Here is a 26,146-nt window from a genome sequence, read left to right as displayed (position 1 = left end):
TCGAGGCTCGCCGAACCGTGCTAGGATTGCTGCGACCGCGAAATTCGAGAGTCTGAGAAAGCCTGGGATGTCCGTCAAACCGACCAAAGCCATGGTGCTCGCCGCAGGGCTTGGTCTGCGCATGCGTCCATTGACGGACAAGATGCCGAAGCCGCTGGTGTCGGTGGCCGGGCAACCCCTGCTCGATCATGTGCTCGACAAGCTCGACCAGGCCGGCGTGACCGAAGCGGTCGTCAATGTGCACTATCTGCCGGACCAGATCATCAATCACGTCGCGGGCCGCCAGCAGCCGCGCGTGACCATTTCGGACGAGCGTGACCAGGTGCTCGGCACCGGCGGCGGCGTGGTCAAGGCGCTGCCGCTGCTGGGCAACGCACCGTTCTTCCATGTCAATTCCGACACGCTGTGGATCGACGGCGTGCGCTCGAATCTCGCACGGCTTGCCGAGAACTTCGATCCCGCGCGGATGGACATCCTGCTCTTGATGGCGCCAACCGCAACCAGCATCGGCTACAGCGGTCGCGGCGATTACGGCATGCTGCCCGACGGCGCCCTGCGCAAGCGCAAGGAAAAAGAGGTCGTTCCGTTCGTCTATGCGGGCGCGGCGATCCTGTCACCGTCGATCTTCGCCGACGCGCCGAAGGGCGAGTTCTCGCTGACGAAGATGTTCGACCGCGCCAATGATCAGGAGCGGCTGTTCGGGCTGCGGCTCGACGGCGTCTGGATGCATGTCGGCACGCCCGACGCCGTGCACGCGGCGGAAGAGGCGTTTCTGGAGAGCGTGGTCTAGCGCTGCGCCGCTCGTGGCATCGTCATGCCCCGCGAAGGCGGGGCATCCGGTACGCCGCGGCTTCTCCATTGAATCTCTACCGTCTCTGGAATACTGGATCATCCGCCTTCGCGGATGATGACAGCGCGGAAAAAAGCGCCAGAATCGTAGGGTGGGCAAAGCGAAGCGTGCCCACCGCTTAAGCTGAAACCCGGACGCGAGATGTGGTGGCACGGCGCAAGCGCGCCTTTGCCGACCCCATGAGATGCTGCGAACAACGGGGAACACCTTGGTCTCGCGCATGACCATTTGAGGCTCCCTCCCTATATTGGCGCCTGATTCCCGAATCAGGCAGCCCATGCGCGTTTACAGCGTTCCAGTCTCAGTTCCATTCCTGCGCACGGTCGTGTCGGCTCTGCTCGACGGCCGGCTGGTCGAGGGATTCGAGGCGCGGAAGGAGCCGGCGCGACTTGCCGACGCCATGCTGTATCTCCCGACCCGGCGCGCGATGCGCGTCGTCCGTGAGATCTTCCTTGACGAGATGAAGGCGGACGCGGCGGTCCTGCCGCGCATCGTCGCGCTCGGCGATATTGACGAGGATGCGCTGGCCTTCGCTGACGAGGCTGAGCAGTTTTCCGGCGCGACACCGCTCGACATTCCACCGCGGCTCGGCGAGCTCGAGCGGCGGCTGACGCTGGCGCGGCTGGTCGCGGCCTGGGCCACGGGTCCGGTGCTGGCGCCTTTGGTCGTCGGCGGCCCCGCTTCGACGCTCGCACTCGCCGGCGATCTCGCGCGCCTGATAGATGACATGGTCACGCGCGGCGTCGACTGGAGCGCGCTCGATGGCCTCGTGCCGGACCAGCTCGACCAATACTGGCAGCATTCGCTCGAATTCCTGCGCATCGCGCGCATCGCCTGGCCCAATCATCTCGCCGAAATCAACAGGATCGAGCCCGCGGCACGGCGCGATCTTCTGATTGCGGCGGAAGCAAAACGGCTGACCGCGCATCCCGCGGGTCCCGTGATCGCGGCCGGCTCGACCGGCTCGATGCCGGCCACCGCAAAATTCCTCCATGCCGTCGCTTCGCTCCCGCATGGCGCGGTGGTGCTGCCGGGCCTCGACACCGATCTCGACGAGGACGCGTGGCGGATCATCGGCGGCGTGCGCGATGCGCTCGGCAAGTTCGCGGAACATCCGGCCTCGAACCATCCGCAATATGCCATGCACGCGCTGTTGCAGCGGTTCGGCATAAAGCGCAGCGATGTCGAACTCCTTCAGCCGGCGGCGGAAGGCGGCCGCGATCTCCTGGCGTCCGAATCGATGCGGCCATCCGCCAAGACGGAGATCTGGCACGATCGGCTGAAGCAGCCTGACGTGGCCGCCAGGATCGCCGGCGGCATGACGAATCTCGCGGTCGTCGAGGCACCCAACCCCGAGATGGAAGCGCTCGCGATCGCCATCGCGATGCGCGAGGCGCGCCATCTCGACAAATCGGCGGCGCTGGTGACGCCGGACCGCGCGCTGGCGCGGCGGGTGATGGCCGCGCTGACTCGATGGGATCTCGCCTTCGACGATTCCGGCGGCGACGTGCTGATGGAAACCTCCGCCGGCATCTTTGCGCGCCTCGCGGCGGAGGCGGCGACCAAAGGTTTGGAACCACCGACGCTGCTGGCGATGCTGAAGCACCCGCTGTGCCGGCTCGGCCGCGCAACGGGCGCGTGGAAAATGGCCATCGAAGGCCTGGAGCTCGCGGTGTTGCGCGGCACGCGGCCGCCAGCGGGCACGGCCGGCCTGATACGCGAATTCAACCGCTTCCGCGAGGAGCTGGCAAAGCTGTGGCGCGGTGAGGCCTCCGCGCTGCACCGCGCGGAGCCTCGCGCGCGTCTCAAGGCAGAAGATCTCGATCGCATCCAGGCGCTGATCGCGGCCTTGCAAACGGCATTGGCGCCGATCGAAAGCCTGGCGTCGTCGAAGCCGTATGACTTCGCCGAGCTCGCACACCGGCACCGCGAGATCCTTATCGAGCTGTCGCGCGACGAGCAGGGCATTCCATTGGCCTTCGAGGAGCGCGAGGGACTCGCGCTTGTTGCCGCGTTCGATGATCTCCTGCGCGGCGGGACGACGAGCGGATTGATGGTTCCGCTGCCGGACTACGCGGACGTATTCCAGACTGCGTTCGGAGATCGCGCGGTGCGGCGGCCGGACAAGCCGGGCGCGCGGCTCCAGATCTACGGCCCGCTGGAATCGCGCCTGATGCAGGCCGACCGCATCATCGTCGGTGGCCTGATCGAGGGGGTCTGGCCTCCTGCGCCGCGCATCGATCCCTGGCTGAGCCGGCCGATGCGGCACGAGCTCGGCCTCGATCTGCCGGAGCGGCGTATCGGCCTCTCTGCGCATGACTTTGCGCAACTGCTCGGCGCCGATGAAGTCATCCTCACCCATGCCGCCAAGGCCGGCGGAGCACCGGCCGTGGCCTCACGCTTCCTGCACCGGCTCGAAGCGGTCGCGGGCGCCGCGCACTGGAAGGCGGCGAAGCGGGCCGGCGAGAAATATGTGCAGTTCGCGGGCGCGCTGGACCAGCCCGCCGAGGTCAGGCCGATCAAGCAGCCCGAGCCGCGGCCGCCGCGCGCGACGCGGCCGCTCAAAATGTCGGTCACCGCAATCGAGGACTGGCTGCGCGATCCCTATACGATCTACGCCAGGCACATCCTCCGGCTCGATGCGCTCGATCCCGTTGACATGCCGCTCTCGGCCGCCGACCGCGGCTCGGCGATCCACGATGCCCTCGGCGAGTTCACCGAAAGCTACGCAACGCGTCTGCCTGACGATCCCGCGCGCGTGCTGCGCGCGATCGGCGAAAAGTATTTTGCGCCGCTGATGGAGCGCCCCGAGGCGCGGGCGCTGTGGTGGCCACGCTTCCAGCGCATCGCGCGCTGGTTCGGCGAATGGGAGACGGCGCGCCGCGACGTGATCGAGGCGATCACCGCGGAGACCCATGGCGAGATCTCGATCCCGCTCGACAATGACCGCAGCTTCCGCCTCTCCGCCCGTGCCGACCGCATCGAGCGGCGCCAGGGCGGCGGCTATGCCATCCTCGACTACAAGACCGGCCAGCCGCCGACCGGCAAGCAGGTGCGCATGGGCCTGTCGCCGCAGCTCACGCTGGAAGCAGCGATCCTGCGCGAGGGCGGCTTCCCCGACATCGACGCGGGCGCGTCGGTGAGCCAGCTCGTCTATGTCCGCCTGAGCGGCAACAATCCGCCGGGCGAGGAGCGCATCCTCGAGCTCAGGATCAAGCCGGGCGACACGCCGCAGCCGCCGGACACCGCAGCTGCCGACGCTAGGGCCAAGCTGGAGGCGCTGATCCGCGCCTTCGAGGACGAGAATCAGCCCTACACGTCGCTGAGCCTGCCGATGTGGACCAGCCGCTACGGCGCCTATGACGATCTCGCGCGGATCAAGGAATGGTCCGCGGCCGGCGGATTGGGGATCGAGGAATGGTAAAGGCCCCACGTCCCATTCCCGATGCCGTGCGCGCCACGCAGGCGCGCGCGTCGGATCCGACCGCGTCGGCTTTCGTGTCGGCCAATGCAGGCTCGGGCAAGACGCATGTGCTGGTGCAGCGCGTGATCCGGCTGCTGCTGTCGGGCGTCCCGCCGGAAAAGATCCTCTGCATCACCTTCACCAAGGCCGCCGCCGCCAATATGGCCGAGCGCGTGTTCACCACACTTGGTCATTGGGTGACGCTGGACGATGACGCGCTGGATGCGGCGATCCGTGCGGCCGGCATTCCCCACCCCAGTGCAAAGCTGCGCCGCGAGGCGCGAAAGCTGTTCGCCTGCGCGCTGGAGACACCGGGCGGATTGAAGGTTCAAACCATCCACGCGCTGTGCACGCGGTTGCTCCAGCAGTTTCCGTTCGAGGCCAACGTGCCGGCGCGCTTCGCCGTCATCGACGAGCGCGACCAAACCGACATGATGGAGCGCGCCAACCTGAAGGTGCTGCTGGATGCCGCGCGCGATCCGGAGAGCGTCACCGGCCGCGCGCTTCTGACCGCGATGGCGAATGCCGCCGACGTGACCTTCAAGGAGGTCGTGCGCGAGGCTTGTCTGAGCCGCGATCATTTCATGGCCTGGACCGACGAGGCCGGCAACGCCCAAGCCGCGGCCGCACAGATGGCGACGGTACTGGGCGTGGACGCGAGCGACCGCATCGAGGACATCGAGAACGAGATCCTCGATGGCCCGTTCCTGCCGCGATCGCGCTGGGACGACATCGCCTTCGCGCTGGAAGATGGCACCTCTACCGACAAAACCCAGGCCGAACGCCTCCGCGAGGCAAAGGTGTTTTCGGGCAGCGCGCAGGTCGACGCCTATCTCGGCGTTTTCCTCACCGACGACAAGCTGCCGCGCAAGGCGGTGCTGACCAAGAAATTCGGCGATCACAATCCGTCCGTCGCGCGCCTGTTCGAGGCCGAGGCGCAACGCCTGGGCGGATTGATCGAGAAGCGCCGCGCGGTGACGGTGCGCGATCGTACCGAGGCGCTCCTGCACATCGCGACTGCCGCTGCCGCGAACTACCGGCGCGAGAAGCAGGAGCGCGGGCTGCTCGACTATGACGACCTGATCGACAAGACGCTGGCGATGCTGAACCGCGTCACCTCGGGCTGGGTGCATTACAAGCTCGACCGCGGCGTCGATCATGTCCTGATCGACGAGGCCCAGGACACGAGCCCGCGGCAATGGGACATCGTCGCGCACATCATCTCCGAGTTCACCTCCGGCGAAGGCGCGCGCGAGGGGCTCAATCGCACCATCTTCGCCGTCGGCGACGAGAAGCAGTCGATCTTCTCGTTCCAGGGCGCGGCACCCCACGAATTCGACGCGCGCCGGCGCGAGTTGCACCGCAAGTTCACCGCCGCCGGGCTGAAATTCGATCCCGTGGCCTTCACCTATTCGTTCCGCTCGGGCGCGACGATCCTGCACTCGGTCGATCACGTCTTCCGCGAGCCCGAGATCTACAAGAGCATCCATGCGATCGAGATCGGCCATCCCCTGCACAATGCGCTGAGCGATGCCGGTCCAAGCGTGATCGAGCTGTGGGACCTTGCTGAAGCCGACGACAGGCAGGACATCGAGGGCTGGCGTGCGCCGTTCGACGGTGTCTCCGTCACCAGTCCCGAAGTAAAACTCGCCCGCCGTATCCAGGCCGAGATCAAGCGGCTGGTGGAGAGCGGCACGCTGACGGGGCACGAGGGCGAACGCCGGCCGCTGCGCTATGGTGACATGCTGATCCTGGTGCGCCGGCGCGGCAACGCATTCGATGCCGTGATCCAGGCGCTGAAGCACGCCAATATTCCGGTCGCGGGCGCTGACCGGCTGAAACTCACCGAGCATATCGCGATCATCGACCTGATGAACCTCGCCGATGCGCTGCTGCTGCCGCAGGACGATCTGGCGCTCGCGGTCGCGCTGAAGAGCCCGCTGTTCGGGCTCGACGATGACGACCTGTTCACGCTCGCCTGGGACCGCAAGGGATCGCTGCGCCGCGCGCTCGGCGAACACGCGGCTGGAAGCGAGAAGTTCGCCACGGCGCTGCGGCGCCTGGAGGCCTGCGAGGCCCGCGCGCGCGACGAGACGCCGTTCGCCTTCTATGCCTGGTTGCTCGGGGGCGACGGTGGACGCGCACGCATCCTGCGGCGGCTCGGCCACGAGGCCAACGACGCGCTCGACGAATTCCTGGAGCTCGCGCTGAACTATGAGCGCAAGGCGCCGGCCTCGCTGCAGGGCTTCATGGCCTGGCTGCGCTCGGCCGACACCGAGGTGAAGCGCGACATGGAGATTTCGCGCGACGAGGTGCGGGTGATGACCGTGCACGGTGCAAAAGGCCTGGAGGCCTCCGTCGTGTTCATGGTCGACACGACGTCCTCGCCCGCGGACACGCAGCGGCTGCGGCTGATCCACGTGCCGCACGGCAATAGCGGCGAGGTGGTGGTCTGGGCCGGACGGAAAGCAGACGATCCGAAGCCGGTCGTCGCGGCGCGCACCGCGATGCTGACCGAGACCGAAGACGAATACCGCCGGCTGCTCTATGTCGCGATGACGCGGGCGGCCGACCGGCTGATCGTCGGCGGCTGCATGCCCGGCAACATGAAAACGGTCCGCAAGCTCAGCTGGTACGACCTGATCGACACGGGGCTCACCGGCTCGGGCCTTCAGAAACAGACGGTCGAGACGCCGCATGGTCCGGTGACGCGATTCGCGCGGCCGGAGGACGCAGCGGCGCTGGGCGTTCCGGCGAAGACGACCGCCGAGCAGATCGATCTGCCTGACTGGCTGCGGTCGCCGGCGCGCCGAGAGCTGGTCGAGGACGATCCGGTGCGCCCCTCCGGGCAAGCCACGGACCAAGGCCGCGCGGTCCGGACCGGCGAATCGGTCCAGTGCCGCGCGCTGGCGCTGCAGCGCGGCACGCTGGTGCACCGGCTCTTGCAGTCGCTGCCCGACATCGCCGCCGAGCGCCGGCGCGAGGCCGCGCTCGGCTTCATGGCGCGCAATGCCGCGGACTGGGCGGAGGTCGATCGCGCCGCGCTGGCCGACAAGGTTCTTGCCTTGATCGCCGAGCCGCGCTTCGCGCCCGTCTTTGCCATCGGCAGCCGGGCGGAGGTCGCCATCGTCGGCCGGCTGGAGCGGCCGGGCCGGCCGCCGGCGCTGGTGTCTGGCCAGATCGACAGGCTAGTCGTCACCCCTAGCGAGGTCCTGATCGTCGATTTCAAGACCAATCAGGTGGCTCCGAGGAGCGCCACTGAAGCGCCCGCGGCCTATGTCCGGCAGCTTGCGCTGTACCGGGCGGTGCTCGCCCGCCTTTATCCCCAAAAGCCGATCCGGGCCGTCCTGCTCTGGACCGAGGCCCTTGAATACATGGAGATTTCAGCCCCCGCGCTGGACGCGGCGCTGGCATCCCTTCATGTCGGCGTGAGCATCCTTGACCCGGCAAGGGGCCGTTCATAGGTTGACGCCATGATCCCGGGCGCGATTCCACGTCGCGCCGATTCTTTTAACCGAGTGAGGTACTCCAATGGCCGTTAGCAAGGTTTCCGACGCCGATTTCGAAGCCGAAGTGCTCAAGGCGAACGGCCCGGTGGTCGTCGATTTCTGGGCCGAATGGTGCGGCCCTTGCCGCATGATCGCACCCGCGCTCGACGAGATCGCCGGCGCGATGGGCGACAAGGTCAAGATCGTCAAGCTCAACGTCGACGAGAGCCCGAAGACCGCGTCGAAGTATGGCGTGATGTCGATCCCGACCCTGATGATCTTCAAGGGCGGCGAGATGGCCTCCCGTCAGGTCGGCGCCGCGCCGAAGGCGAAGCTCCAGCAGTGGATCACGTCCGCGGTCTGATCCGTTTCGCGTACGAAGGGTTATGCAACGGCCGGCGTCATGCCGGCCGTTTTGTTTTGCCTGTAGCCCCGATGGAGCGAAGCGTAATCCGGGGCCTTTCATCGCTTGTGGCACAATCCCGGATTTCGCTTCGCGCCATCCGGGCTTCGCGTCGGCGACGGCTACCTGATCCACCCGGTCGCAAGCGCATTCGCAAGCTCCGGCTGGCCGTTGCGGCGCGCGAGCGCGGCCATTGCCTCGTGATCGTAGGCCACATGGCGGAACGTCACCTGCCAGACACCACCTGCCAGCTCGAGAACGGCGTAGCGCGCGTGCGGCGTGCCGGCCTCGACGACATGTGGGAACGGATGCTTGTCGCGATAACCGGGGCTGCCGACGCTGCCGGGATTGACGATCAGCCGGCCGTCGCGAAGCCGCACGGCGCGGGCAAGATGCGTATGGGCGCAGAGAATCAGAGATTGCGTGATGCCCCGCGCGAGCAGCTCGATGCGATCGAGCGGTGACATTGCGACGGTGCCGTCGGGGTGCACGGTATCGAGCCAATAGACCTCGTCATTGTCGGGCGTCGCATGGCAGAGGAAGACCTGCTCACGGAATACACGCGTCATTGGCTGCGCGCGCAGCCAGCCGAGATGCGCGACATCCAGCTGCGCATGCGCGGGACGGTCCCACGAGCCCATCTTCTCGGGCGGCCGGTCGAGGAGATAGCGGTCGTGATTGCCGAGCACATGCACGGCGTCGAGATTAATCAGGATATCGATGGTGCGTCGGGCGTCAAGCGGGCCGCTCAGCATGTCGCCCAGATTGACGATGTCCACGATGCCCTGGGCGCGGATGTCGGCGAGGACCGCCTCCAGCGCGAGATAGTTTCCGTGGACGTCGGCAATCGCGGCAAAACGCATCGTCATCCTCAAGCTCGTGCCCCGGACGCAGCGCTGGCGCGCTGCACCTTGTCCGGGACAGGAGACCGTCTATGCAGGAGGCGTGCCGTTGATTCCGAGGACGTGGCCGGCGAGATAGAGCGAGCCGGTGATCAGGATGCGTGGCGGCACTTCATAGGCAAGCTGCGACAGCGCGCGCAGCGCGGCCTCGATGCCGGGCGCGATCTCGGCGCGCATGCCGAGGCTGCGCGCGGCATCAGCAAGCCGGTCGACCGGCATGGCGTTCTCTGTGTCCGGGATCGGCACCGCGATGATGTGGCGGGTGAGGCCGGCGAAATTGGCGAGAAAACCCTGCGCGTCCTTGTTGGCCATCATGCCGGCGATGACGACCAGCGGCCGCGACACCCGCTCCTCGAGATCGCCCAGCGCAGCGGCTGCGACGCGCCCGCCCTCGGCATTGTGTCCGCCATCGAGCCAGATCTCGGAGCCCTGCGGTCCCCAGCCAAGCAGCTCGCCAGAGGTGATGCGCTGCATCCGCGCCGGCCATTCGGCACCGACGATGCCGGCTTCGAACGCCGCATGATTGATCTTGAACGCGCTGGTGGCGCGGAGCGTCGCGATCGCAAGGCCGGCATTGCCGAACTGGTGGCGGCCGAACAGGCGCGGCGCCGCCAGATCCATCAGGCCGCGATCGTCGGAATAGACCAGTCGCCCGTGCTCTACATTGACATGCCAGCCTTCGCCGGCGGCAAACAGCGGCGCGCGCATGCGTTTGGCCTGCGCCTCGATCACGGCCATCGCCTCCGGGGCCTGCTCCGCGCACACCACGGGCACGCCGCGCTTGATGATCGCGGCTTTCTCGGCGGCAATCGAGGCCAGGGCGTCGCCGAGGAAATCCATGTGATCCATGCTGATCGGCGTGATCACGCAGGCCGCCGGCGTATCGATCACATTGGTGGAGTCGAGCCGGCCGCCGAGGCCGACTTCGAGCAGCACCACATCGGCCGGGTTCTGCGCGAACAGGTGGAGTGCCGCGGCGGTCTTGAGCTCGAACACGGTCGCAGGCTCGCCGGCATTGACGCGCTCGACCTCTTCCAGCGCGGCACGCAGTTCATCGTCGCCGACGAGCACGCCACCGCCGACGCGGCCGAGCCGGAAGCACTCGTTGATCCTCACGAGATAGGGCGAGGTATAGGCGTGAACGCGCAGACCAGCGGCCTCGAGCGTTGCCCGCAGATAAGCGAGCGTCGAGCCCTTGCCATTGGTGCCGGCGATGTGGATCACCGGCGGCAGCTTGCGCTCGGGATGGCCGAGCCGTTCGAGCAGACGGTGCATCCGCTCGAGCCCGAGATCGATGCGCTTCTGATGCAGGGCCGACAGCCGCCCGATCAATTCACCGAGCGACGGCTTTGCACTGGGTGCGGCGGCGTTCACGCGTGCGGCGCGGCCGGCGCCACCTCGGGGGCCGATACGATCTGCGCCGGGCTTACCACCGGCGGCGTCGATTTCGATGCGCCCTCCGGCGCGGGCGACTTGGTCAGCAGGCGGCAGAGCCGCGCCAAGGTCGGGCGCAAATCATGGCGATGCACGACCATGTCGACCATGCCATGCTCTTTCAGGTACTCGGCGCGCTGGAAGCCCTCGGGGAGCTTTTCGCGGATGGTCTGCTCGATCACGCGCGCGCCGGCAAAGCCGATCAGTGCGCCGGGCTCGGCGATCTGTACGTCGCCGAGCATCGCGTAGGACGCGGTGACGCCGCCGGTGGTCGGATTGGTCAGCACGACGATATAGGGCTGCTTGGCCTCGCGCAGCATCTGCACTGCGACGGTCGTGCGCGGCATCTGCATCAGCGACAAGATGCCTTCCTGCATCCGCGCGCCGCCGCTCGCGGCGAACACGATGAACGGCGACTTCTTCTCGACCGCGAGCTCGAGCCCGCGCACGATGGCTTCGCCTGCGGCCATGCCGAGCGAGCCGCCCATGAAATCGAAATCCTGCACGGCGACGACGACGGCAGCGCCTTCGAGCTTGCCGTAGCCGACCTTGATCGCGTCGTTCAGGTTGGTGCGCGCGCGGGCATCCTTGATGCGATCGGCGTATTTCTTCTCGTCGCGGAACTTGAGCGGATCAGGAGTGACGTCGGGCAAGGCGACGTCGAACCAGGTCTCGTTGTCGAAGATCGACTTCAGCCGCGCCACCGCGCCCATGCGCATGTGGTAGTTCGAACCGGGGATGACGAACTGGTTGGCCTCGACGTCCTTGTAGAACACCAGCTGTCCGGAATCCGGGCACTTGATCCACAAATTCTCCGGCGTCTCCCGCCGCAGCATGTTGCGGATCTTCGGCCGGACCACATTGGTAAGCCAGTTCATGGTTTGCTCCGATTAGCCATCCCGCGCCGGGTATGGCCTGAAGGGATATATGGCGGCTGGGCCATTTGCCGGCAAGCCGCCGTGTCGTCTGCCTTGGCAGCGGAATTATGGCCTATTCCGCCGCCTGCTGCGCGCCCCTGACGCCGTGGGCCAGGGATGCTGTCAGTTCGGCAACGGCGTTAACGGTTTTGCTGGTTGCCCGTCCGTCGGCATCGAGGCTGTGCTTGAGGGCATCGACCAGCGCGGTGCCGACCACGGCGCCGTTGGCATGCGAGGCGATGGCGCGGGCAGCCTCCGGCGTGCGGATGCCGAAGCCGACGCAGACCGGCAGTTTTGTGTGCCGCTTGATGCGGGCAACGGCCTCGCTGACGGCCTTGCTGTCGGCCGCCGCCGCGCCGGTGATGCCGGTGATCGAGACGTAGTAGACGAAGCCCGAGGTGTTGGCGAGCACGGCCGGCAGGCGCTTGTCATCGGTCGTCGGAGTCGCCAGGCGAATGAAGTTGAGGCCGGCCTTCATCGCGGGCAGGCAGAGTTCGTCGTCCTCCTCCGGCGGCAGGTCGACGATGATGAGACCATCAACGCCGGCGGTCTTGGCATCGGCGAGGAACTTGTCGACGCCGTAGATGTAGATCGGGTTGTAGTAGCCCATCAGCACGATCGGCGTCGCGTTGTCGTCCTTGCGGAAGCCGCGCACCAGCTCGAGCGTCTTCTTCAGCGTCATGCCGGCCTTCAGCGCACGCAGGCCAGCGGCCTGGATCGATGGCCCGTCGGCCATCGGGTCGGTGAAGGGCATGCCGATCTCGATCACGTCGGCGCCCGCCTTCGGCAGCGCCTTGATGATCTCGAGCGAGGTCGCCGGATCGGGATCGCCGGCCATCAGGAAGGTGACGAAGGCCGAGCGGCCCGCTTTCTTCAGCTCGGCAAAACGGGTGTCGATACGCGTGGTCATGGTTCCGCGGTCGCTGTGTTATACCTCTCCCCTCCGGGGAGAGGTCGGCTGCGAAGCAGCCGGGTGAGGGGGATGGAGAGGTTCAAGTCCAGAGCGAGAAGGCTCCGCGAGTCGCAAACGAGCGCCGAAGCAAAGCTTTGGCAGGCGCTGCGTAACCGGCAGCTAGCCCGCTGGAAGCTTCGCCGCCAGCACCCGGTCGACCGATATGTCGTCGATTTCGCGACGCTCGACGGAAAGCTGATCATCGAGGTCGATGGCGTGACGCACTCCAGTTCGGCCGAGATCGAACGTGACAAGGCGCGGACCGAAGTGCTTGAAGCCTGCGGCTTCCGCGTCCTTCGAGTCTCGAACACGGATGTGTACGAGAATCTTGAAGGCGTGCTCGAGCTCATCGAAACCTCACTGAGGTTCGAGTGAGCGGAAAGGCCCCTCACCCGGCTGCTTCGCAGCCGACCTCTCCCCGTCGGGGAGAGGTGAAGAAAGCGCGACCTCTGCCTCACTTGGTCTTGCCCTTCAGGATGTCGCCGACCTGCGGGACGTCCTTGTCGCCACGGCCGGAGAGATTGACGACCATCAGGTGATCCTTCGGCCGCTTCGGCGCGAGCTCCATCACCTTGGCGATCGCGTGCGCGGGTTCGAGTGCGGGGATGATGCCTTCGAGGCGCGAGAGCAGCTGGAAGGCTGCGAGCGCCTCGTCGTCGGTCGCGGAGAGATATTTGACGCGGCCGATCTCGTGCAGCCAGGAATGCTCGGGGCCGATGCCGGGATAGTCGAGGCCGGCCGAGATCGAATGCGCGTCCTGGATCTGGCCGTCCTCGTCCATCAGGAGATAGGTGCGGTTGCCGTGGAGCACGCCGGGACGGCCGCCCGCGATCGAGGCGGCGTGCAATTGCGTGAGCCCGTGGCCCGCCGCTTCAACGCCAAAGATCTCGATGGTGGGGTCGTCGAGGAAGGGATGGAACAGGCCCATCGCATTCGACCCGCCGCCGATGCAGGCGACCAGCGAATCCGGCAGGCGGCCCTCGACCTCCTGCATCTGCACCTTGGTCTCGTTGCCGATCACCGACTGGAAGTCGCGCACCAGCGTCGGATAGGGATGCGGCCCCGCCACCGTGCCGATGCAGTAGAAGGTGTTGTGCACATTGGTGACCCAATCGCGCAGCGCCTCGTTCATGGCGTCCTTCAGCGTACGCGTGCCCGACTGCACCGGGAACACCTTTGCCCCCAGCATCTCCATGCGGATGACGTTGGGCTGCTGCCGCTCGACGTCGACGGCGCCCATGTAGACCACGCATTCGAGCCCGAAGCGCGCGCACAGCGTCGCCGTGGCAACGCCGTGCTGGCCGGCGCCGGTCTCGGCGATGATGCGCTTCTTGCCCATGCGCCGCGCCAGCATGATCTGGCCGAGCACGTTGTTCACCTTGTGCGAGCCGGTGTGGTTGAGCTCCTCGCGCTTGAGGTAGATCTTCGCGCCGCCAAGATGCTCGGTCAGGCGCTCGGCGAAGTAGAGCGGCGAGGGCCGGCCGACATAGTGCTTGAGATAGCCGTTCATCTCGGCCTGGAAGGCCGGGTCGGCCTTGGCCTCGTTGTAGGCCTTCTCCAGATCGAGAATCAGCGGCATCAGCGTTTCGGCGACGAACCGTCCGCCGAAGATGCCGAAATGGCCGCGCTCGTCGGGGCCGCTGCGATAGGAATTTGGCTTGGCGGTATTCATCGGACGCTCAACTCTTACGTGGCGCGCGCGGCGCGAATGAAGGCCTCGATCAGCTCCGGATCCTTGACGCCGGGAGCGCTCTCGACACCGGAGGACACGTCGACGCCGCCGGCACGGGTGATGCGAAGGGCTTCTGCGACGTTCTGGGCATGCAGGCCGCCCGAGACCATGTAGGGCAGCCGGAGCTCGAGATTGTCGAGCAGATGCCAGTCGAAGGGTGCGCCGAGGCCACCGGGACGTGTCGCATCTTTCGGCGCGCGCGCATCGAACAGGATGCGATCGGCGACCGAAGCGTAGCCGGGTAGCGCGGCAAGATCGGCCGCCGTCTCGACCGGCACGGCCTTCATCACCGGACGGCCGAACCGCCCCTTGATGTCGCGCAGCCGCGCGACGCTCTCCTTGCCGTGGAGCTGGAAGATGTCCGGCGACAGCGCGTCCATGATGTTGTCGAGCGTCGCGTCGTCGGCATCGACCGTGAGCGCCACCTTCAGCGCGCGCCGCTTCACCTGCCGGCCGAGATCGCGCCCCATCTCCAGCGCGAGGTGCCGCGGCGACGGCGGGAAGAACACGAACCCCACCATGTCGGCGCCCGCGTCGAGCGCCGTTTGAAGCGTCTCGCGCGTGGACAGGCCGCAGATCTTGACGAGCAGGGACATGGTCTCAAAGCAGGTGGAGGCCGCGTATCCGCGGCCGGAAAACAGGGTTTTCGGTTGCGGCCGCTTCTACAACGTCGCGCGCTGCTTGTCTCGCCCGATGGGGCCGTAGAGGCCGGCTCCGGAGGGGACCGGGAGGCGCTGCGGATCTTGACGCTGATCGTGCCGCGACGCGGCCGCCGAGGCCCGGAGATCGGCCAGCTCGGCCTTCGCGGACCGCGCCTCCGCCTCGTTCCGGCGGGCCGCACGCCGCCAGTGGTGCTGGCCGAGCCAGGTGGCGCAGCCGCCGGCCACAACTCCCAGGATCGCCACGATGATCAAAAGCGCGAACAGCGGCATCGTGGCGGAGAGGGCCGGATCGGTCGAATTGAAGGGGTCGAAGGAAACCGTGACGAAATGCCGGTTGGCGACGGCGAAGACCACGAGAAGCAGGCCCAGCGGAATCGCGATCAGCGCAGTCAGGAACTTTCGCATCTCGATCGCTCGCCTTGAATCAAGCCCGTAGCCGCATCACACGACCGCTTGGTTAGGTTCGGACGATGGCCTCAGTCGGCCGCGCCGGGGTCCGGATTGTCGCGGTTCAGCCGCTCGCGCATTTCCTTGCCGGTCTTGAAGAACGGAACGCTCTTCTGATCGACGGGCACATGGGCGCCCGTACGCGGATTGCGGCCGGCGCGTGCCGGGCGATGTTTCACCGAGAAGGCGCCGAAACCGCGCAACTCGACGCGATCACCGCGCGCGAGGGCCGCGACGATCTCTTCGAGAATCGCGTTCACAATGTTCTCGACATCCCGCTGGTAAAGATGCGGGTTGTGCTCGGCGATACGCTGAACAAGTTCGGATTTGATCATCGAGAGAAAGGACCCGGGAGCGTGCGGATCACCATTTCCGTGAAAATACCTTGAACTGTCAAGACGCTAAATGAAGTTTGGGGGACCTGAAAATGCGTGACAAATGCAAAAAAAGCGGGCTGTCGCAGCACCCGCTCAACGGGTAAATCCTGAAATACACGCCTAGTTCCCGGTCAATTCGACGCTGCCGGCTGCCAAAGGGCCAGCATTCCATCCATTCCGAACCGATCGACCGCCTGCGTGACGCCGCTCTGCTCGATCTGATGCGCAATCGAGCCCAGGCCGAGCGCTTCCAGGGTGACGGCGGCGGTCGCCTTGAAGAGCGACAGATCGCCGAAGCGGGGCTGCAGCTTATAGTCGCGGACCGAAAGGCCCTTCTTGACGCCCTTTTGCTCGACGAGCCAGGTTACGGCCGTCTTCTCATCGCCAATCTGATCGATCAGTTTGAGATCGATCGCCTGGCGCCCGGTAAATACCCGGCCATCGGCGACTTTCTCGAGCTGCGCGTCGTCCATGCCACGCCGCTCCTTCACGAGCCCCTTGAACCAAGCGTAGGAGTCCTTCACCAGCGCATCAAGCGCGGCGCGCGCCTCGGGGCTGGTCGGCTCAAAGCCGTTGGGCGCCGCCTTCAGCGGCGAGGATTTCACCTCCTCGACCTTGACGCCGATGGTCTTCAAGAGCTCGGCGACATTCGGATACTGGAACAGCACGCCGATCGAGCCGACCAGCGAGCTCTGCTGGGCAACAATGTGGTCGCTCGCGATCGCGGTGATGTAGCCGCCGGAGGCCGCGAGACCTTCGACCACGACGACCACCGGTTTCTTCGCCTTCAGCCGCGTCAGGGAGTCATAGAGCTGCTCGGAGCCGGCGGTGGTGCCGCCCGGGGAGTTGATGTGAACGATGACGGCGGCGGCCCGCGAGTTCTCGAGCCGCTCCAGCGCCTGGGTGCGCTCGGAGTCGCTGCGGATCAGGCCCTCGATCTGCACGCGTGCGATCGAGCCGGCGGACGCGAACGTGCCGCGCGCGCCGGGCGTTGCGATCAACGCGAAGCCCGCAATCGACGCGATCGCGATCAGCGCGGCCAGCACGCGCCAGAAGGTCAGCTTGCGGCGGATCCTGCGGCGATCGACGATGATGTCCGAATCGAGCGACATCGAAAAATCTCCAAATAAAAGGTCAGGCGCGTTGTGCCGTCACAGCGTGACCATTCGCTTATCTGAATACATCAATTGCGGCGCAATTTGAAGAAATGAAGGCCTGTCCCGGCGGTGGCCAGGACCTTGCCACACACTCATTTGTCGTCCCGGCTAAGTCGCCGTAGCCCGGATGGAGCGTAGCGCAATCCGGGACGTCTTTCGGTCGCGGCACGCCCCCGGATTTCGCTGCGCTCCATCCGGGCTACAGGCGCAACAAAAAAGCCCCGGCTCTCGCCGGGGCTTTGATGCTTGCACAATAAGCGTTTCGCTTACTTGTTGTCGCGATTCTTGAGCGCGGTGCCCAAGATGTCGCCGAGCGTCGCACCCGAATCGGAGGAGCCGTACTGCGCGATGGCTTCCTTCTCTTCGGCGACTTCGAGCGCCTTGATCGACACCTGGACCTTGCGGGCTTTCTTGTCGAACTGGATCACGCGGGCATCGACCTTCTCGCCGACGGCGAAGCGTTCGGCGCGCTGGTCGTTGCGGTCACGGGCGAGCTCGGAGCGCTTGATGAAGGTGGTGAAGTCGGTGCCGACGATCTTCACCTCGATACCGCTCTCCTTCACTTCGAGCACTTCGCAGGTCACGACCGCACCCTTCTTGACATCGCCCGGCTCGGCGAAGGGGTCGCCTTCGAGCTGCTTGATGCCGAGCGAGATGCGCTCCTTCTCGACGTCCACATCGAGCACCACGGCCTTCACCATGTCGCCCTTCTTGTAGTTGTCGATCACCTGCTCGCCCGGAAGCTTCCAGTCGAGGTCGGAGAGGTGGACCATGCCGTCGACGTCGCCCTCGAGACCCAGGAACAGACCGAACTCGGTCTTGTTCTTGACCTCGCCCTCGACCACCGAACCGGTCGGGTGCTTCTCGACGAAGACCTCCCAGGGGTTGCGCATGGTCTGCTTGAGGCCGAGCGAGATGCGGCGCTTGACGGAATCGACCTCCAGCACCTGCACTTCGACTTCCTGCGAGGTCGAAACGATCTTGCCGGGGTGCATGTTCTTCTTGGTCCACGACATCTCGGAGACGTGGATCAGGCCCTCGATGCCCGGCTCGAGCTCGACGAACGCACCGTAGTCGGTGATGTTGGTGACGCGGCCGGTGAAGCGGGCACCCAGCGGGTACTTGGCTTCGATGCCCTGCCACGGATCGTCCAGGAGCTGCTTCATGCCCAGCGAGATGCGGTGCGTCTCGTGGTTGATCTTGATGATCTTGACCTTCACGGTCTGGCCGATCGACAGCACCTCGGTCGGGTGGTTGACGCGACGCCAGGCGATGTCGGTGACGTGCAGCAGGCCGTCGATGCCGCCGAGATCAACGAACGCACCGTAATCGGTGATGTTCTTGACCACGCCGTCGATGACCTGACCCTCTTCGAGGTTCTGCACCAGCTCCTGACGCTGCTCGGCGCGGGTCTCTTCCAGCACGGTGCGGCGGGAGACGACGATGTTGCCGCGACGGCGGTCCATCTTGAGGATCTGGAACGGCTGCGCGTTGTTCATCAGCGGCGCGACGTCGCGGATCGGACGGATGTCCACCTGCGAGCGCGGCAGGAAGGCCACGGCGCCGTCGAGGTCGACGGTGAAGCCGCCCTTGACCTGGTTGAAGATGACGCCCGTCACCTTCTCGTTGTTCTGGAACGCCTTCTCCAGCTTGCCCCAGCTCTCTTCGCGGCGCGCCTTGTCGCGCGACAGCACGGCTTCACCGAGGGCGTTTTCGATGCGATCGAGGAATACTTCCACCTCGTCGCCAACCTTGAGATCGCTTTCACGGCCGGGGCCCGAAAATTCGCGCAGTGCGACGCGGCCCTCGGTCTTCAGGCCGACGTCGATGACGGCCATGTCCTTTTCAATTGCAACCACCTTGCCCTTGACGACGGAGCTTTCCTGCAAATTGCCGCCGGCAAAGGACTCGTCGAGCATCGCGGCGAAATCATCGCGCGAGGGGCTATAGGTATCAGCAGAAATCGAAGCCATTTGTTCTCCAGTTGCGGACGTCTCGCCGGCCATTGGGTTTAAGGGCGTATCGTGCGTGCAGTGTCGGAAGGTCCGCAAAACCTTCAAGCGACCGCTCGTCGTCCCGGGCGTTGACCGAGAACAGCAGGAGCGGGCCGGCCAGGCCCGCACGTTCGATACGTGGAAAATCTTGATCCGGAGCCTGGATGTCGCCGGCCCCCGAAACAGGGAGCCGAGGTATCGACCTCAACGAGCGGGAGCGGGCTCTTCCTCCAATGACGGCCGCGGCTTAACCCCGCGGACGGCCCGCTCGGACGGCCTCGATAATGTCGATGGCGGCCCGGACGCCGCCTTCTATATCCAGTTGGGAGTTATCTAGCAAGTAAGCATCCGGCGCTGGTTTCAAAGGCGCAATGGGCCGGTTCTTGTCGCGCTCGTCGCGCTGGATGATGTCGGCCAGGACAGCGGCCTCATCGGCCTCCTCGCCCCGCGCTCTCGCTTCCATGGTGCGGCGGCGGGCACGGACCTTGGGGTCGGCGACGACGAAAATCTTCACATCGGCATCCGGGCAAATCACGGTTCCAATGTCGCGGCCGTCGAGCACGGCCCCCGGCGGGTCGGCGGCGAACTGTCGCTGGAAGTTGACCAGGACTTCGCGGACCCGGGGGATCGCGGAGACGACGGAGGCGCCCTCGCCGACCTTCTGGGTCTTCAGGACGGGATTGCCGAACTTTTCGGGATCGAGCTCCAGGGCGGCCGCGACCGCGGCCGCTTCGTCCCGGAGGTCATGACCGGACTGCATCAGGGCGTAGGCTACCGCGCGATAGATCACGCCGGTATCGAGATGACGATAGCCGTAGTGGTGGGCGAGGCGCTTGCCAAGCGTGCCCTTGCCCGAAGCCGCGGGTCCGTCGATGGCGATAATCATGAAAACTCCGCGCCAATTGAGCGCATCATCGGAATAAAATCCGGGAAACTGGTGGCGATGAAGGCGGTGTCGTCGACCTTCACGGGTTGATCGGACGCGCAGCCCATCACCAGCGCCGACATCGCGATGCGGTGATCCATATGGGTGGCGACGAGACCGCCGCCGGGCACATGGCCGCGGCCCTGGACGATCAAATCGTCACCGGAAATCTCGACCTTCACGCCGTTGACGCGAAGCATGTCGGCGGTAGCCGCCAGGCGATCGGACTCCTTGACGCGCAGCTCGTGCAGGCCGCGCATGATGGTGGTGCCCTCGGCGAACGAGGCCGCCACCGCCAGCACCAGATATTCGTCGATCATCGAGGGCGCGCGCTCCGGCGGCACCTCGACGCCGCGAAGCTTCGAGGCGCGCAGGCGGAGTTGCGCCATCGGCTCGCCGGCATCGCCGCGCACCTCGCTCTCCTCGATCGAGGCGCCCATTTCACGCAGCGTCGTGAAGAGACCCGTGCGCAACGGGTTGGTCATGACGTCGGTCAGGACGAGGTCGGAGCCTTCGGCGATCAGCGCGGCAACGATCGGAAAGGCGGCTGAGGACGGATCGGCAGGCACCACGACTTCGGCGCCACGCAGCTCGGGTTGTCCGACGAGCGTGATACGGCGGCCATGCGTCCCTTCAACCGTCGAGGCGATGTCGGCACCGAAATGCTTCAGCATCAGCTCGGTATGGTCACGACTCGCCTCGGTCTCGATGACCGTCGTCGTGCCTGGCGCAGCCAGACCCGCCAGCAGCACGGCCGACTTGATCTGCGCTGACGCAACAGGGGTCTGGTAGGCGATCGGCAGGGGATCGCGCGCGCCCTGCAACGTCAACGGCAGACGACCGCCCTCACCGCCGGAAACGACCTTGGCACCCATCTTTTCGAGCGGATCCAGGATCCGGCGCATGGGACGGCTGCGCAGCGAGGCATCGCCATCGAACACCGTGGAGATCGGGCATCCGGCCACCGCGCCCATGACCAGCCGGCAGCCGGTGCCGGAGTTGCCAAAATCGAGCGGCGCCTTGGGCTGGGCGAAGCCGGCGACACCGACCCCGTGCACCTTCCAGGCAAAATTGCCGGTGCGCTCGACCTTGGCGCCCAGCGCCTGCATGGATTTGGCGGTGTTGAGGACGTCCTCGCCCTCGAGCAGGCCGGAAATCCGGGTCTCGCCGACCGCCAGCGCGCCCAGGATCAGGGCACGGTGGGAGATCGACTTGTCCCCGGGCACCCGTACTTTCCCGGTCAGGGCGCCGCTGGCGCGAGACTGGAGCGGCCTCGGTTGGTCGGAATGAGTCAAGATTGTGTCCTTGGATGTGCCCCTCGGGGGACAGGGCGCAGGTACCACATGGTCCGCGCCCCGTCACGGGCATGTCTTTCTTCTGTAATGCGCTATTGACAGCGGGCCGCCAACTAGCCAAGTGAAGCACCGCTTTTCAGACATTCCCAGGATTCCTGCCGTGGCCAAGTCCGAACTCGGAACCAAACGCATTTGCCCGACCACGGGCAAGAAGTTCTATGACCTCAACAAGAATCCGGTGATCTCGCCCTATACTGGCGAGGTGGTGCCGATTGCGCCGGTTGCGCCGGTGCGCGCGACCCGCGGCGCCGAAGCGCGCAGCACGGCCCAGGACACCACGCCGGAGCCGGCGGAGACCGAAGAGATGGTCTCGCTCGAGGAGGCCGATGCCGAGGAGAACACCGGCAAGGTCAAGGCCGTCGTGCCCGAATCGGAGGACGATATCGAGGTCGATGAGACCCTCGATGACGACGATGACGATGATTCGACCTTCATCGCGGACGAGGAAGAGGGCGATGAGGACGTGACCGACATCATTGGTGATGTCGGAGGTGATGAAGAGACTTGAGATAATTCCAGAACTGTGGTTCTGGGTCTCTCCCGACGCGTCGCCCAAGGCGCGCCGGATGGTTAAGGGGCCATAGCTCAGCTGGGAGAGCGCTTGCATGGCATGCAAGAGGTCGGCGGTTCGATCCCGCCTGGCTCCACCAGCCTTCGCTCGCTTCGCGAGCTTCGGCTGGGCAAGCCCGGGAAGTCCCTCGTAGCGAAGGGAGCGAAGGCTGCCCCGCCATAGCCCGGAGGGCGACGGCGGGCGCCGGCAATCTCTGTGACATTCACAAGCTGCTATCCTGCCTGCTCGGGAGGAAGCACAATGAAATACGTTTATATTCTTGAGAGTCTCGACTCCGAGCATTTCTACGTGGGCATCACGGACGATTTGCGGGCTCGATTGGCAAAGCATAATGCCGGCGAGGTTCCACACACGTCGAAATACGGGCCTTGGAGAATACGGACCTATTTTGCGTTCAACGACATGGCACGCGCTGTCGCGTTCGAACGGTATCTGAAATCTGGCTCCGGACGTGCCTTCGCGAAGAAGCACTTCTGATCGGTCATGTAGGAAATCCTACTCCCCGATCACCGCATTGAGCCTGTTGCGCAGGGCAACGATCTCGTTCTTCATCGCGACCAGCTCTGATACCGAGCATTCCGACGCCGCCAGGATCGACTGCGGCACGTTGCGCGCCTTTTCCTTCAAGGCCTGCCCTTGCGGGGTCAGCGCGATCAGCACCTGACGCTCATCCTCGCTGCTGCGTGTGCGCTTGAGCAGATGGGCGGCCTCCAGCCGCTTCAGGAGCGGCGTCAGCGTGCCCGAATCCAAAAACAGCCTCTCGCCGATGTCCTTCACCGGCACGTCGTCCTGCTCCCATAGCACCAGCATCACCAGATATTGCGGGTAGGTCAGGCCGAGCCGGTCGAGCAGCGGCTTGTAGACACGGTTGAACGCGTGCGCGGCCGAATAGACCGCAAAGCAGATCTGGTTATCGAGCCGCAGCGGCTGATCGGCCGCCGATTGTTTCCGAACCATGGAGAGCCTCACGAGAGTCGCCCGCATTGTGGGGCTAGGCCGCCGCATATTCAATTGCGAACAATTAAATGTGAGACCACTCGATTTCAATTGCGCGCAATAGAATTGTTTGCAATACAGATCGCACCCCAACCGGAACCCCAGGGAGACGAAAATGTCCGTGAATGTCCTCTACAAGACCAGCGCGAAGGCCACCGGCGGCCGCGACGGCCATGCCGCAACCCTCGACGGCGCCCTCGACGTCAAGCTCACCACGCCGAAGGAGCTCGGTGGTGGTGGCGGCGCCGGCAACAATCCCGAACAGCTCTTCGCGGCCGGCTATGCCGCCTGCTTCATCGGCGCAATGAAGTTCGTGGCCTCGCAGGGCGGCCCGAAGGTCCCGGCTGACGCCTCCGTCACCTCAACGGTCGGCATCGGCCCGCGTTCCGAGGGCGGGTTCGGCCTCGACATCGATCTGGCCGTCTCCCTGCCCGGCGTCCCCCGCGCGGAGGCCGAGGCGCTGGTCGAGAAGGCGCACCAGGTCTGTCCCTATTCCAACGCCACCCGCGGCAATGTCGACGTTCGCCTGAAGGTCGTCTGATCGACGGCGGGCTGGCTGGCCCGAGATCCCCCTCGGGCCAGCCACTTCCCTTGATTTGCCACGCCGCGGGATTGAGACGCGGCAGTGCATGCCGCCCTACTCCGGACGCCATTGCTGGCGCAGACAAACCTCGCTAGGCCTGAGATCGACGATCATCACAGGGTTGAAGCGAAGGTTTGCTGCCATGAGTTCTGAAGCCGCTTTGGGCGCAATGAGCGGACTGCGCGTCATCGATCTCACGCGCGTGCTCGGCGGCCCCTACTGCACGCAGATCCTCGCAGACCATGGCGCCGACGTGATCAAGGTCGAGCCGCCCGCGGGCGACGAGGTGCGCGAGTGGGGCCCTCCCTTCCACGAGGACGACGCGGCCTATTTCGTCGGCATCAACCGCAACAAGCGCTCGATCGGCCTCGACCTCGCCTCCGAGGGTGGCCGCGCCGTGCTGCTCAAGATGCTGGAGACCGCGGACGTCCTGATCGAGAATTTCAAACCGGGCACGCTGGAGAAATGGGGCATCGGCAACGAGGTGCTGCGCGAAAAATTCCCGCGCCTCGTGCATTGCCGGATCTGCGGCTTCGGCGCCGACGGTCCGCGCGGCGGCAACCCCGGCTACGACGCCATCATCCAGGCCATGACCGGCATGATCGCCGCGACCGGCTCGCCCGAGAGCGGCCCGATGCGGATCGGCGTGCCGCTGGTCGACATCACCACCGGACTTTATGCGGCGATCGGCATCCTGATGGCACTGTCGGAACGGCAGCGCTCGGGCCAGGGCCAGTTCCTGGAAACCACGCTCTACGAGACCGGCCTTGCCATCATGCATCCGCACACCGCGAACTATTTCATGCATGGCAAGCCCCCCGGCCTGACCGGCAACGAGCACCCCAATCTCGTTCCTTACGCGATCTTCCCGACGAAGACCGACAACATCTTCATCGGCGTCGGCAACGACGGCACCTTCCGCAAATTGTGCAAGGAGATCGGCAAGGCGGAGCTCGGCACCGATCCGCGCTTTGCCCGCAACAAGGACCGCATCGCCAATCGCGAGGCGCTGCGCGCCGAGCTTGCCGCCGTGTTCAGCCAGCACGAGGCCGAGCCGCTCTGCAATCGCCTGCTCGCCGCGGGCCTGCCGGCAGGCCCGGTGCAGAAGATCGACCAGGCGTTGACCAACCCGCACACGCTCTACCGCGGCGATATTATCGAGAAGGATTGGTACAAGGGCGTCGCCTCGCCGATCCGGCTCGATCGCAGCAAGCCGAGCCTGCGTCGCGTGCCGCCGAAATTCAGCCAGCACTCCGCCGAGGTGCTCGGGGAGTTCGGATACTCCAAGGCCGAGATCGACGCGATGGTCGCCAAGGGCGTGGTCTGCGGACCCGAGCGCAAGCGCTAAAAGGCCCTCGCCCTTCGCATCCGACAGCCGATGCCGCACTGCGGCGCGGGCACGCGTGTGCACCGCGAACGGCGGCGGCTGCCGGAAGCGCCTTCGCCTATTTGACGGCTTCCCTTTTCCAGCGCTTGCCGCTTTCGTTTCGGCCGCTTACACAGTCATGTGAACGTCATATGGCGCTGCTAGCGCAAGCGCTCTTCATGATGGCCGAAAAGGGGGAGGTTTTTCCAAATGGCTCTTCGACAATTTGCTGCGGCTGCCGCTGTTGCAGTCACGTTCGGCTGTGCCGCCTCGCCGGCCTTGGCCGTGACTGAAATCCAGTGGTGGCACGCGATGACCGGCGCGAACAACGACGTCATCGTCAAGCTCGCCAACGACTTCAACGCGTCGCAGAGCGATTACAAGGTCGTCCCGACCTACAAGGGCAACTACGCCGACACCATGAACGCGGGCATCGCGGCCTTCCGTGCCGGCAACGCGCCCCACATCATGCAGGTGTTCGAAGTCGGCACCGCGACCATGATGGCCGCGACCGGCGCGGTCAAACCGGTCTACAAGCTGATGACCGACGCCGGCGAGAAGTTCGATCCCAAGGCCTATCTGCCCGCGATCACCGGCTACTATTCGACCTCGAAGGGCGAGATGCTGTCCTTCCCCTTCAACTCGTCGTCGACCGTCATGTGGGTAAACCTCGACGAGCTCAAGAAGGCCAACGTCGAGATCCCGAAAACCTGGCCTGAAGTATTCGATGCCGCCAAGAAGCTCCACGCCAACGGCCACGCCACTTGCGGCTTCTCCGGCTCCTGGGTCACCTGGGTCAATCTCGAGCAGCTCTCCGCCTGGCACAACGTGCCGCTCGCCAGCAAGGCCAACGGCCTCGACGGCTTCGACACCGTGCTGGAGTTCAACCGACCGCTCCAGGTCAAGCATCTCGAGAACCTGGTCGAGCTCCAGAAGGACAAGACCTACGACTATGCCGGCCGCACCAACACCGGCGAGGGTCGCTTCACCTCCGGCGAATGCCCGATCTACCTGACCTCGTCGGCCTTCTTCGGCAACGTCAAGGCGCAGGCCAAGTTCAACTTCACCGCCGTGCCGATGCCGTACTACCCGGACGTCAAGGGCGCGCCGCAGAACTCGATCATCGGCGGCGCTTCGCTCTGGGTCATGGGCGGCAAGTCGGCCGAGGAGTACAAGGGCGTTGCGAAATTCCTGACCTTCCTCTCGGACACTGATCGCCAAGTGTATATTCACAAGGCCTCCGGCTATCTGCCGATCACCAAGGCGGCCTATGAGAAGGCGAAGGCCGAGGGCTTCTACAAGGATCAGCCCTACCTCGAGACGCCGCTGCTCGAGTTGACCAACAAGGAGCCGACCGAGAACTCGCGCGGCCTGCGCCTTGGCAACATGGTTCAGCTCCGTGACGTCTGGTCGGAAGAGATCGAGCAGGCACTCGCCGGCAAGAAGACCGCCAAGCAGGCGCTGGACGCGGCCGTCGAGCGCGGCAACCAGATGCTGCGCCAGTTCGAAAAGACCGCCGTGAAGTGAGGCGATGAGCGGCAGGCCGCGAATGCGTGGCCTGCCGCTCTCCTG

23 protein-coding genes and 1 tRNA gene are annotated in these 26,146 nt (G+C 65.5%); 11 read left to right on the top strand and 13 right to left on the bottom strand.

Features of this window, described 5'->3' with window-relative positions; all coding sequences use genetic code 11:
- The first annotated feature begins 67 nt into the window (after positions 1 to 67).
- From AYJ54_RS20360 to trxA, 4 genes are all read left to right on the top strand, one after another.
- Entirely contained in the window at positions 68 to 790 is a 723-nt protein-coding gene (locus AYJ54_RS20360) for a nucleotidyltransferase family protein (protein ID WP_063701579.1), read from the top strand.
- A 337-nt stretch (positions 791 to 1,127) separates the two neighbouring features.
- Positions 1,128 to 4,274: a double-strand break repair protein AddB gene (addB, locus tag AYJ54_RS20355; protein WP_063701577.1), complete on the top strand. Its 3,147-nt coding sequence runs from the start codon at positions 1,128 to 1,130 to the stop codon at positions 4,272 to 4,274.
- Positions 4,268 to 7,777 carry a double-strand break repair helicase AddA gene (gene addA / locus AYJ54_RS20350; protein WP_063701576.1) on the top strand — a complete coding sequence of 1,170 codons (3,510 nt, stop codon included), beginning with the start codon at positions 4,268 to 4,270 and terminating at the stop codon, positions 7,775 to 7,777. Before addB ends, addA begins: the two co-directional genes overlap by 7 nt.
- 67 nt (positions 7,778 to 7,844) lie before the next feature.
- Entirely contained in the window at positions 7,845 to 8,165 is a 321-nt protein-coding gene (gene trxA, locus AYJ54_RS20345; protein ID WP_008540017.1) for a thioredoxin, read from the top strand.
- 161 nt (positions 8,166 to 8,326) lie between these two features.
- Here the strand turns inward: trxA and AYJ54_RS20340 are convergent, their stop codons facing one another.
- From AYJ54_RS20340 to trpA, 4 genes are all read right to left on the bottom strand, one after another.
- Positions 8,327 to 9,067, bottom strand: coding sequence for a metallophosphoesterase family protein (locus AYJ54_RS20340; protein WP_063701773.1), 741 nt, complete (start codon positions 9,065 to 9,067; stop codon positions 8,327 to 8,329).
- 69 nt (positions 9,068 to 9,136) lie between these two features.
- Positions 9,137 to 10,480 (bottom strand): bifunctional folylpolyglutamate synthase/dihydrofolate synthase, encoded by a 1,344-nt coding sequence (locus AYJ54_RS20335; protein WP_063701574.1) that lies wholly within the window; start codon positions 10,478 to 10,480, stop codon positions 9,137 to 9,139.
- Complete coding sequence (gene accD, locus AYJ54_RS20330) at positions 10,477 to 11,418, bottom strand: acetyl-CoA carboxylase, carboxyltransferase subunit beta (protein WP_063701572.1); 942 nt, start codon at positions 11,416 to 11,418, stop codon at positions 10,477 to 10,479. The genes AYJ54_RS20335 and accD overlap by 4 nt, the downstream gene beginning before the upstream one ends.
- Before the next feature lie 112 nt (positions 11,419 to 11,530).
- The gene (gene trpA, locus AYJ54_RS20325) at positions 11,531 to 12,367 is read right to left on the bottom strand and encodes a tryptophan synthase subunit alpha (protein WP_063701570.1); all 837 of its coding nucleotides are present in this window, start codon (positions 12,365 to 12,367) and stop codon (positions 11,531 to 11,533) included.
- Between the two features lie 72 nt (positions 12,368 to 12,439).
- On the opposite strand from trpA, the gene AYJ54_RS20320 reads away from it, so the two are divergent.
- Positions 12,440 to 12,784 carry an endonuclease domain-containing protein gene (locus AYJ54_RS20320; protein WP_063701568.1) on the top strand — a complete coding sequence of 115 codons (345 nt, stop codon included), beginning with the start codon at positions 12,440 to 12,442 and terminating at the stop codon, positions 12,782 to 12,784.
- 79 nt (positions 12,785 to 12,863) lie between these two features.
- Here the strand turns inward: AYJ54_RS20320 and trpB are convergent, their stop codons facing one another.
- From trpB to aroA, 8 genes are all read right to left on the bottom strand, one after another.
- Positions 12,864 to 14,081 (bottom strand): tryptophan synthase subunit beta, encoded by a 1,218-nt coding sequence (gene trpB / locus AYJ54_RS20315; RefSeq protein WP_063701566.1) that lies wholly within the window; start codon positions 14,079 to 14,081, stop codon positions 12,864 to 12,866.
- A gap of 14 nt (positions 14,082 to 14,095) precedes the next feature.
- A complete protein-coding gene (locus AYJ54_RS20310; RefSeq protein ID WP_063701564.1) occupies positions 14,096 to 14,737 on the bottom strand; it encodes a phosphoribosylanthranilate isomerase in 642 nt (213 codons plus the stop codon).
- 66 nt (positions 14,738 to 14,803) lie between these two features.
- Positions 14,804 to 15,208, bottom strand: coding sequence for a LapA family protein (locus AYJ54_RS20305; protein WP_063701562.1), 405 nt, complete (start codon positions 15,206 to 15,208; stop codon positions 14,804 to 14,806).
- 71 nt (positions 15,209 to 15,279) lie between these two features.
- Positions 15,280 to 15,585: an integration host factor subunit beta gene (locus AYJ54_RS20300; RefSeq protein WP_063701560.1), complete on the bottom strand. Its 306-nt coding sequence runs from the start codon at positions 15,583 to 15,585 to the stop codon at positions 15,280 to 15,282.
- A 173-nt stretch (positions 15,586 to 15,758) separates the two neighbouring features.
- Positions 15,759 to 16,739 carry a signal peptide peptidase SppA gene (sppA, locus tag AYJ54_RS20295; RefSeq protein WP_063701558.1) on the bottom strand — a complete coding sequence of 327 codons (981 nt, stop codon included), beginning with the start codon at positions 16,737 to 16,739 and terminating at the stop codon, positions 15,759 to 15,761.
- Between the two features lie 311 nt (positions 16,740 to 17,050).
- Positions 17,051 to 18,757 (bottom strand): 30S ribosomal protein S1, encoded by a 1,707-nt coding sequence (gene rpsA / locus AYJ54_RS20290; protein ID WP_063701556.1) that lies wholly within the window; start codon positions 18,755 to 18,757, stop codon positions 17,051 to 17,053.
- Between the two features lie 268 nt (positions 18,758 to 19,025).
- On the bottom strand, positions 19,026 to 19,664 hold the full coding sequence (gene cmk, locus AYJ54_RS20285) for a (d)CMP kinase (RefSeq protein WP_063701554.1): 639 nt from the start codon (positions 19,662 to 19,664) through the stop codon (positions 19,026 to 19,028).
- Complete coding sequence (gene aroA / locus AYJ54_RS20280; protein WP_063701552.1) at positions 19,661 to 20,998, bottom strand: 3-phosphoshikimate 1-carboxyvinyltransferase; 1,338 nt, start codon at positions 20,996 to 20,998, stop codon at positions 19,661 to 19,663. The genes cmk and aroA overlap by 4 nt, the downstream gene beginning before the upstream one ends.
- Positions 20,999 to 21,158: 160 nt before the next feature.
- Between aroA and AYJ54_RS20275 the strand changes: the two genes are divergently transcribed.
- The 3 genes from AYJ54_RS20275 (at position 21,159) to AYJ54_RS20265 (ending at position 22,106) form a co-directional block, all read left to right on the top strand.
- Complete coding sequence (locus tag AYJ54_RS20275) at positions 21,159 to 21,566, top strand: TIGR02300 family protein (protein WP_063701550.1); 408 nt, start codon at positions 21,159 to 21,161, stop codon at positions 21,564 to 21,566.
- A 66-nt stretch (positions 21,567 to 21,632) separates the two neighbouring features.
- Positions 21,633 to 21,708, top strand: a tRNA-Ala gene (locus tag AYJ54_RS20270).
- 161 nt (positions 21,709 to 21,869) lie between these two features.
- Positions 21,870 to 22,106 carry a GIY-YIG nuclease family protein gene (locus tag AYJ54_RS20265; protein ID WP_063701549.1) on the top strand — a complete coding sequence of 79 codons (237 nt, stop codon included), beginning with the start codon at positions 21,870 to 21,872 and terminating at the stop codon, positions 22,104 to 22,106.
- Between the two features lie 18 nt (positions 22,107 to 22,124).
- On the opposite strand, the gene AYJ54_RS20260 is transcribed toward AYJ54_RS20265, so the two are convergent.
- Positions 22,125 to 22,586: a MarR family winged helix-turn-helix transcriptional regulator gene (locus tag AYJ54_RS20260; RefSeq protein WP_063701547.1), complete on the bottom strand. Its 462-nt coding sequence runs from the start codon at positions 22,584 to 22,586 to the stop codon at positions 22,125 to 22,127.
- Positions 22,587 to 22,740: 154 nt separating this feature from the next.
- Here AYJ54_RS20260 and AYJ54_RS20255 point away from each other — a divergent pair, with 154 nt between their 5' ends.
- The 3 genes from AYJ54_RS20255 (at position 22,741) to ugpB (ending at position 26,101) form a co-directional block, all read left to right on the top strand.
- Positions 22,741 to 23,166: an organic hydroperoxide resistance protein gene (locus AYJ54_RS20255; protein WP_063701545.1), complete on the top strand. Its 426-nt coding sequence runs from the start codon at positions 22,741 to 22,743 to the stop codon at positions 23,164 to 23,166.
- Between the two features lie 184 nt (positions 23,167 to 23,350).
- Positions 23,351 to 24,556: a CaiB/BaiF CoA transferase family protein gene (locus AYJ54_RS20250; RefSeq protein ID WP_063701544.1), complete on the top strand. Its 1,206-nt coding sequence runs from the start codon at positions 23,351 to 23,353 to the stop codon at positions 24,554 to 24,556.
- A 228-nt stretch (positions 24,557 to 24,784) separates the two neighbouring features.
- Positions 24,785 to 26,101, top strand: a complete 1,317-nt coding sequence (gene ugpB, locus AYJ54_RS20245; protein WP_063701542.1) for a sn-glycerol-3-phosphate ABC transporter substrate-binding protein UgpB — start codon at positions 24,785 to 24,787, stop codon at positions 26,099 to 26,101.
- The last annotated feature ends 45 nt before the right edge of the window (positions 26,102 to 26,146 follow it).

Source organism: Bradyrhizobium centrolobii, assembly GCF_001641635.1.
Lineage (GTDB): Bacteria > Pseudomonadota > Alphaproteobacteria > Rhizobiales > Xanthobacteraceae > Bradyrhizobium > Bradyrhizobium centrolobii.
The sequence above is the reverse complement of the archived record's forward strand: the minus strand, read 5'-3'. Positions and strand labels throughout refer to the sequence as shown.

What these genes read in the sequence shown, in the direction of transcription:
- AYJ54_RS20360 (WP_063701579.1), top strand. Translation starts at nt 68, where the DNA reads ATGTCCGTCAAACCGACCAAAGCCATGGTGCTCGCCGCAGGGCTTGGT.
- addB (WP_063701577.1), top strand. Translation starts at nt 1,128, where the DNA reads ATGCGCGTTTACAGCGTTCCAGTCTCAGTTCCATTCCTGCGCACGGTC.
- addA (WP_063701576.1), top strand. Translation starts at nt 4,268, where the DNA reads ATGGTAAAGGCCCCACGTCCCATTCCCGATGCCGTGCGCGCCACGCAG.
- trxA (WP_008540017.1), top strand. Translation starts at nt 7,845, where the DNA reads ATGGCCGTTAGCAAGGTTTCCGACGCCGATTTCGAAGCCGAAGTGCTC.
- AYJ54_RS20340 (WP_063701773.1), bottom strand. Translation starts at nt 9,067, where the DNA reads ATGCGTTTTGCCGCGATTGCCGACGTCCACGGAAACTATCTCGCGCTG.
- accD (WP_063701572.1), bottom strand. Translation starts at nt 11,418, where the DNA reads ATGAACTGGCTTACCAATGTGGTCCGGCCGAAGATCCGCAACATGCTG.
- trpA (WP_063701570.1), bottom strand. Translation starts at nt 12,367, where the DNA reads ATGACCACGCGTATCGACACCCGTTTTGCCGAGCTGAAGAAAGCGGGC.
- AYJ54_RS20320 (WP_063701568.1), top strand. Translation starts at nt 12,440, where the DNA reads ATGGAGAGGTTCAAGTCCAGAGCGAGAAGGCTCCGCGAGTCGCAAACG.
- trpB (WP_063701566.1), bottom strand. Translation starts at nt 14,081, where the DNA reads ATGAATACCGCCAAGCCAAATTCCTATCGCAGCGGCCCCGACGAGCGC.
- AYJ54_RS20310 (WP_063701564.1), bottom strand. Translation starts at nt 14,737, where the DNA reads ATGTCCCTGCTCGTCAAGATCTGCGGCCTGTCCACGCGCGAGACGCTT.
- AYJ54_RS20305 (WP_063701562.1), bottom strand. Translation starts at nt 15,208, where the DNA reads ATGCGAAAGTTCCTGACTGCGCTGATCGCGATTCCGCTGGGCCTGCTT.
- AYJ54_RS20300 (WP_063701560.1), bottom strand. Translation starts at nt 15,585, where the DNA reads ATGATCAAATCCGAACTTGTTCAGCGTATCGCCGAGCACAACCCGCAT.
- sppA (WP_063701558.1), bottom strand. Translation starts at nt 16,739, where the DNA reads ATGTCGCTCGATTCGGACATCATCGTCGATCGCCGCAGGATCCGCCGC.
- rpsA (WP_063701556.1), bottom strand. Translation starts at nt 18,757, where the DNA reads ATGGCTTCGATTTCTGCTGATACCTATAGCCCCTCGCGCGATGATTTC.
- cmk (WP_063701554.1), bottom strand. Translation starts at nt 19,664, where the DNA reads ATGATTATCGCCATCGACGGACCCGCGGCTTCGGGCAAGGGCACGCTT.
- AYJ54_RS20265 (WP_063701549.1), top strand. Translation starts at nt 21,870, where the DNA reads ATGAAATACGTTTATATTCTTGAGAGTCTCGACTCCGAGCATTTCTAC.
- AYJ54_RS20260 (WP_063701547.1), bottom strand. Translation starts at nt 22,586, where the DNA reads ATGGTTCGGAAACAATCGGCGGCCGATCAGCCGCTGCGGCTCGATAAC.
- AYJ54_RS20255 (WP_063701545.1), top strand. Translation starts at nt 22,741, where the DNA reads ATGTCCGTGAATGTCCTCTACAAGACCAGCGCGAAGGCCACCGGCGGC.
- AYJ54_RS20250 (WP_063701544.1), top strand. Translation starts at nt 23,351, where the DNA reads ATGAGTTCTGAAGCCGCTTTGGGCGCAATGAGCGGACTGCGCGTCATC.
- ugpB (WP_063701542.1), top strand. Translation starts at nt 24,785, where the DNA reads ATGGCTCTTCGACAATTTGCTGCGGCTGCCGCTGTTGCAGTCACGTTC.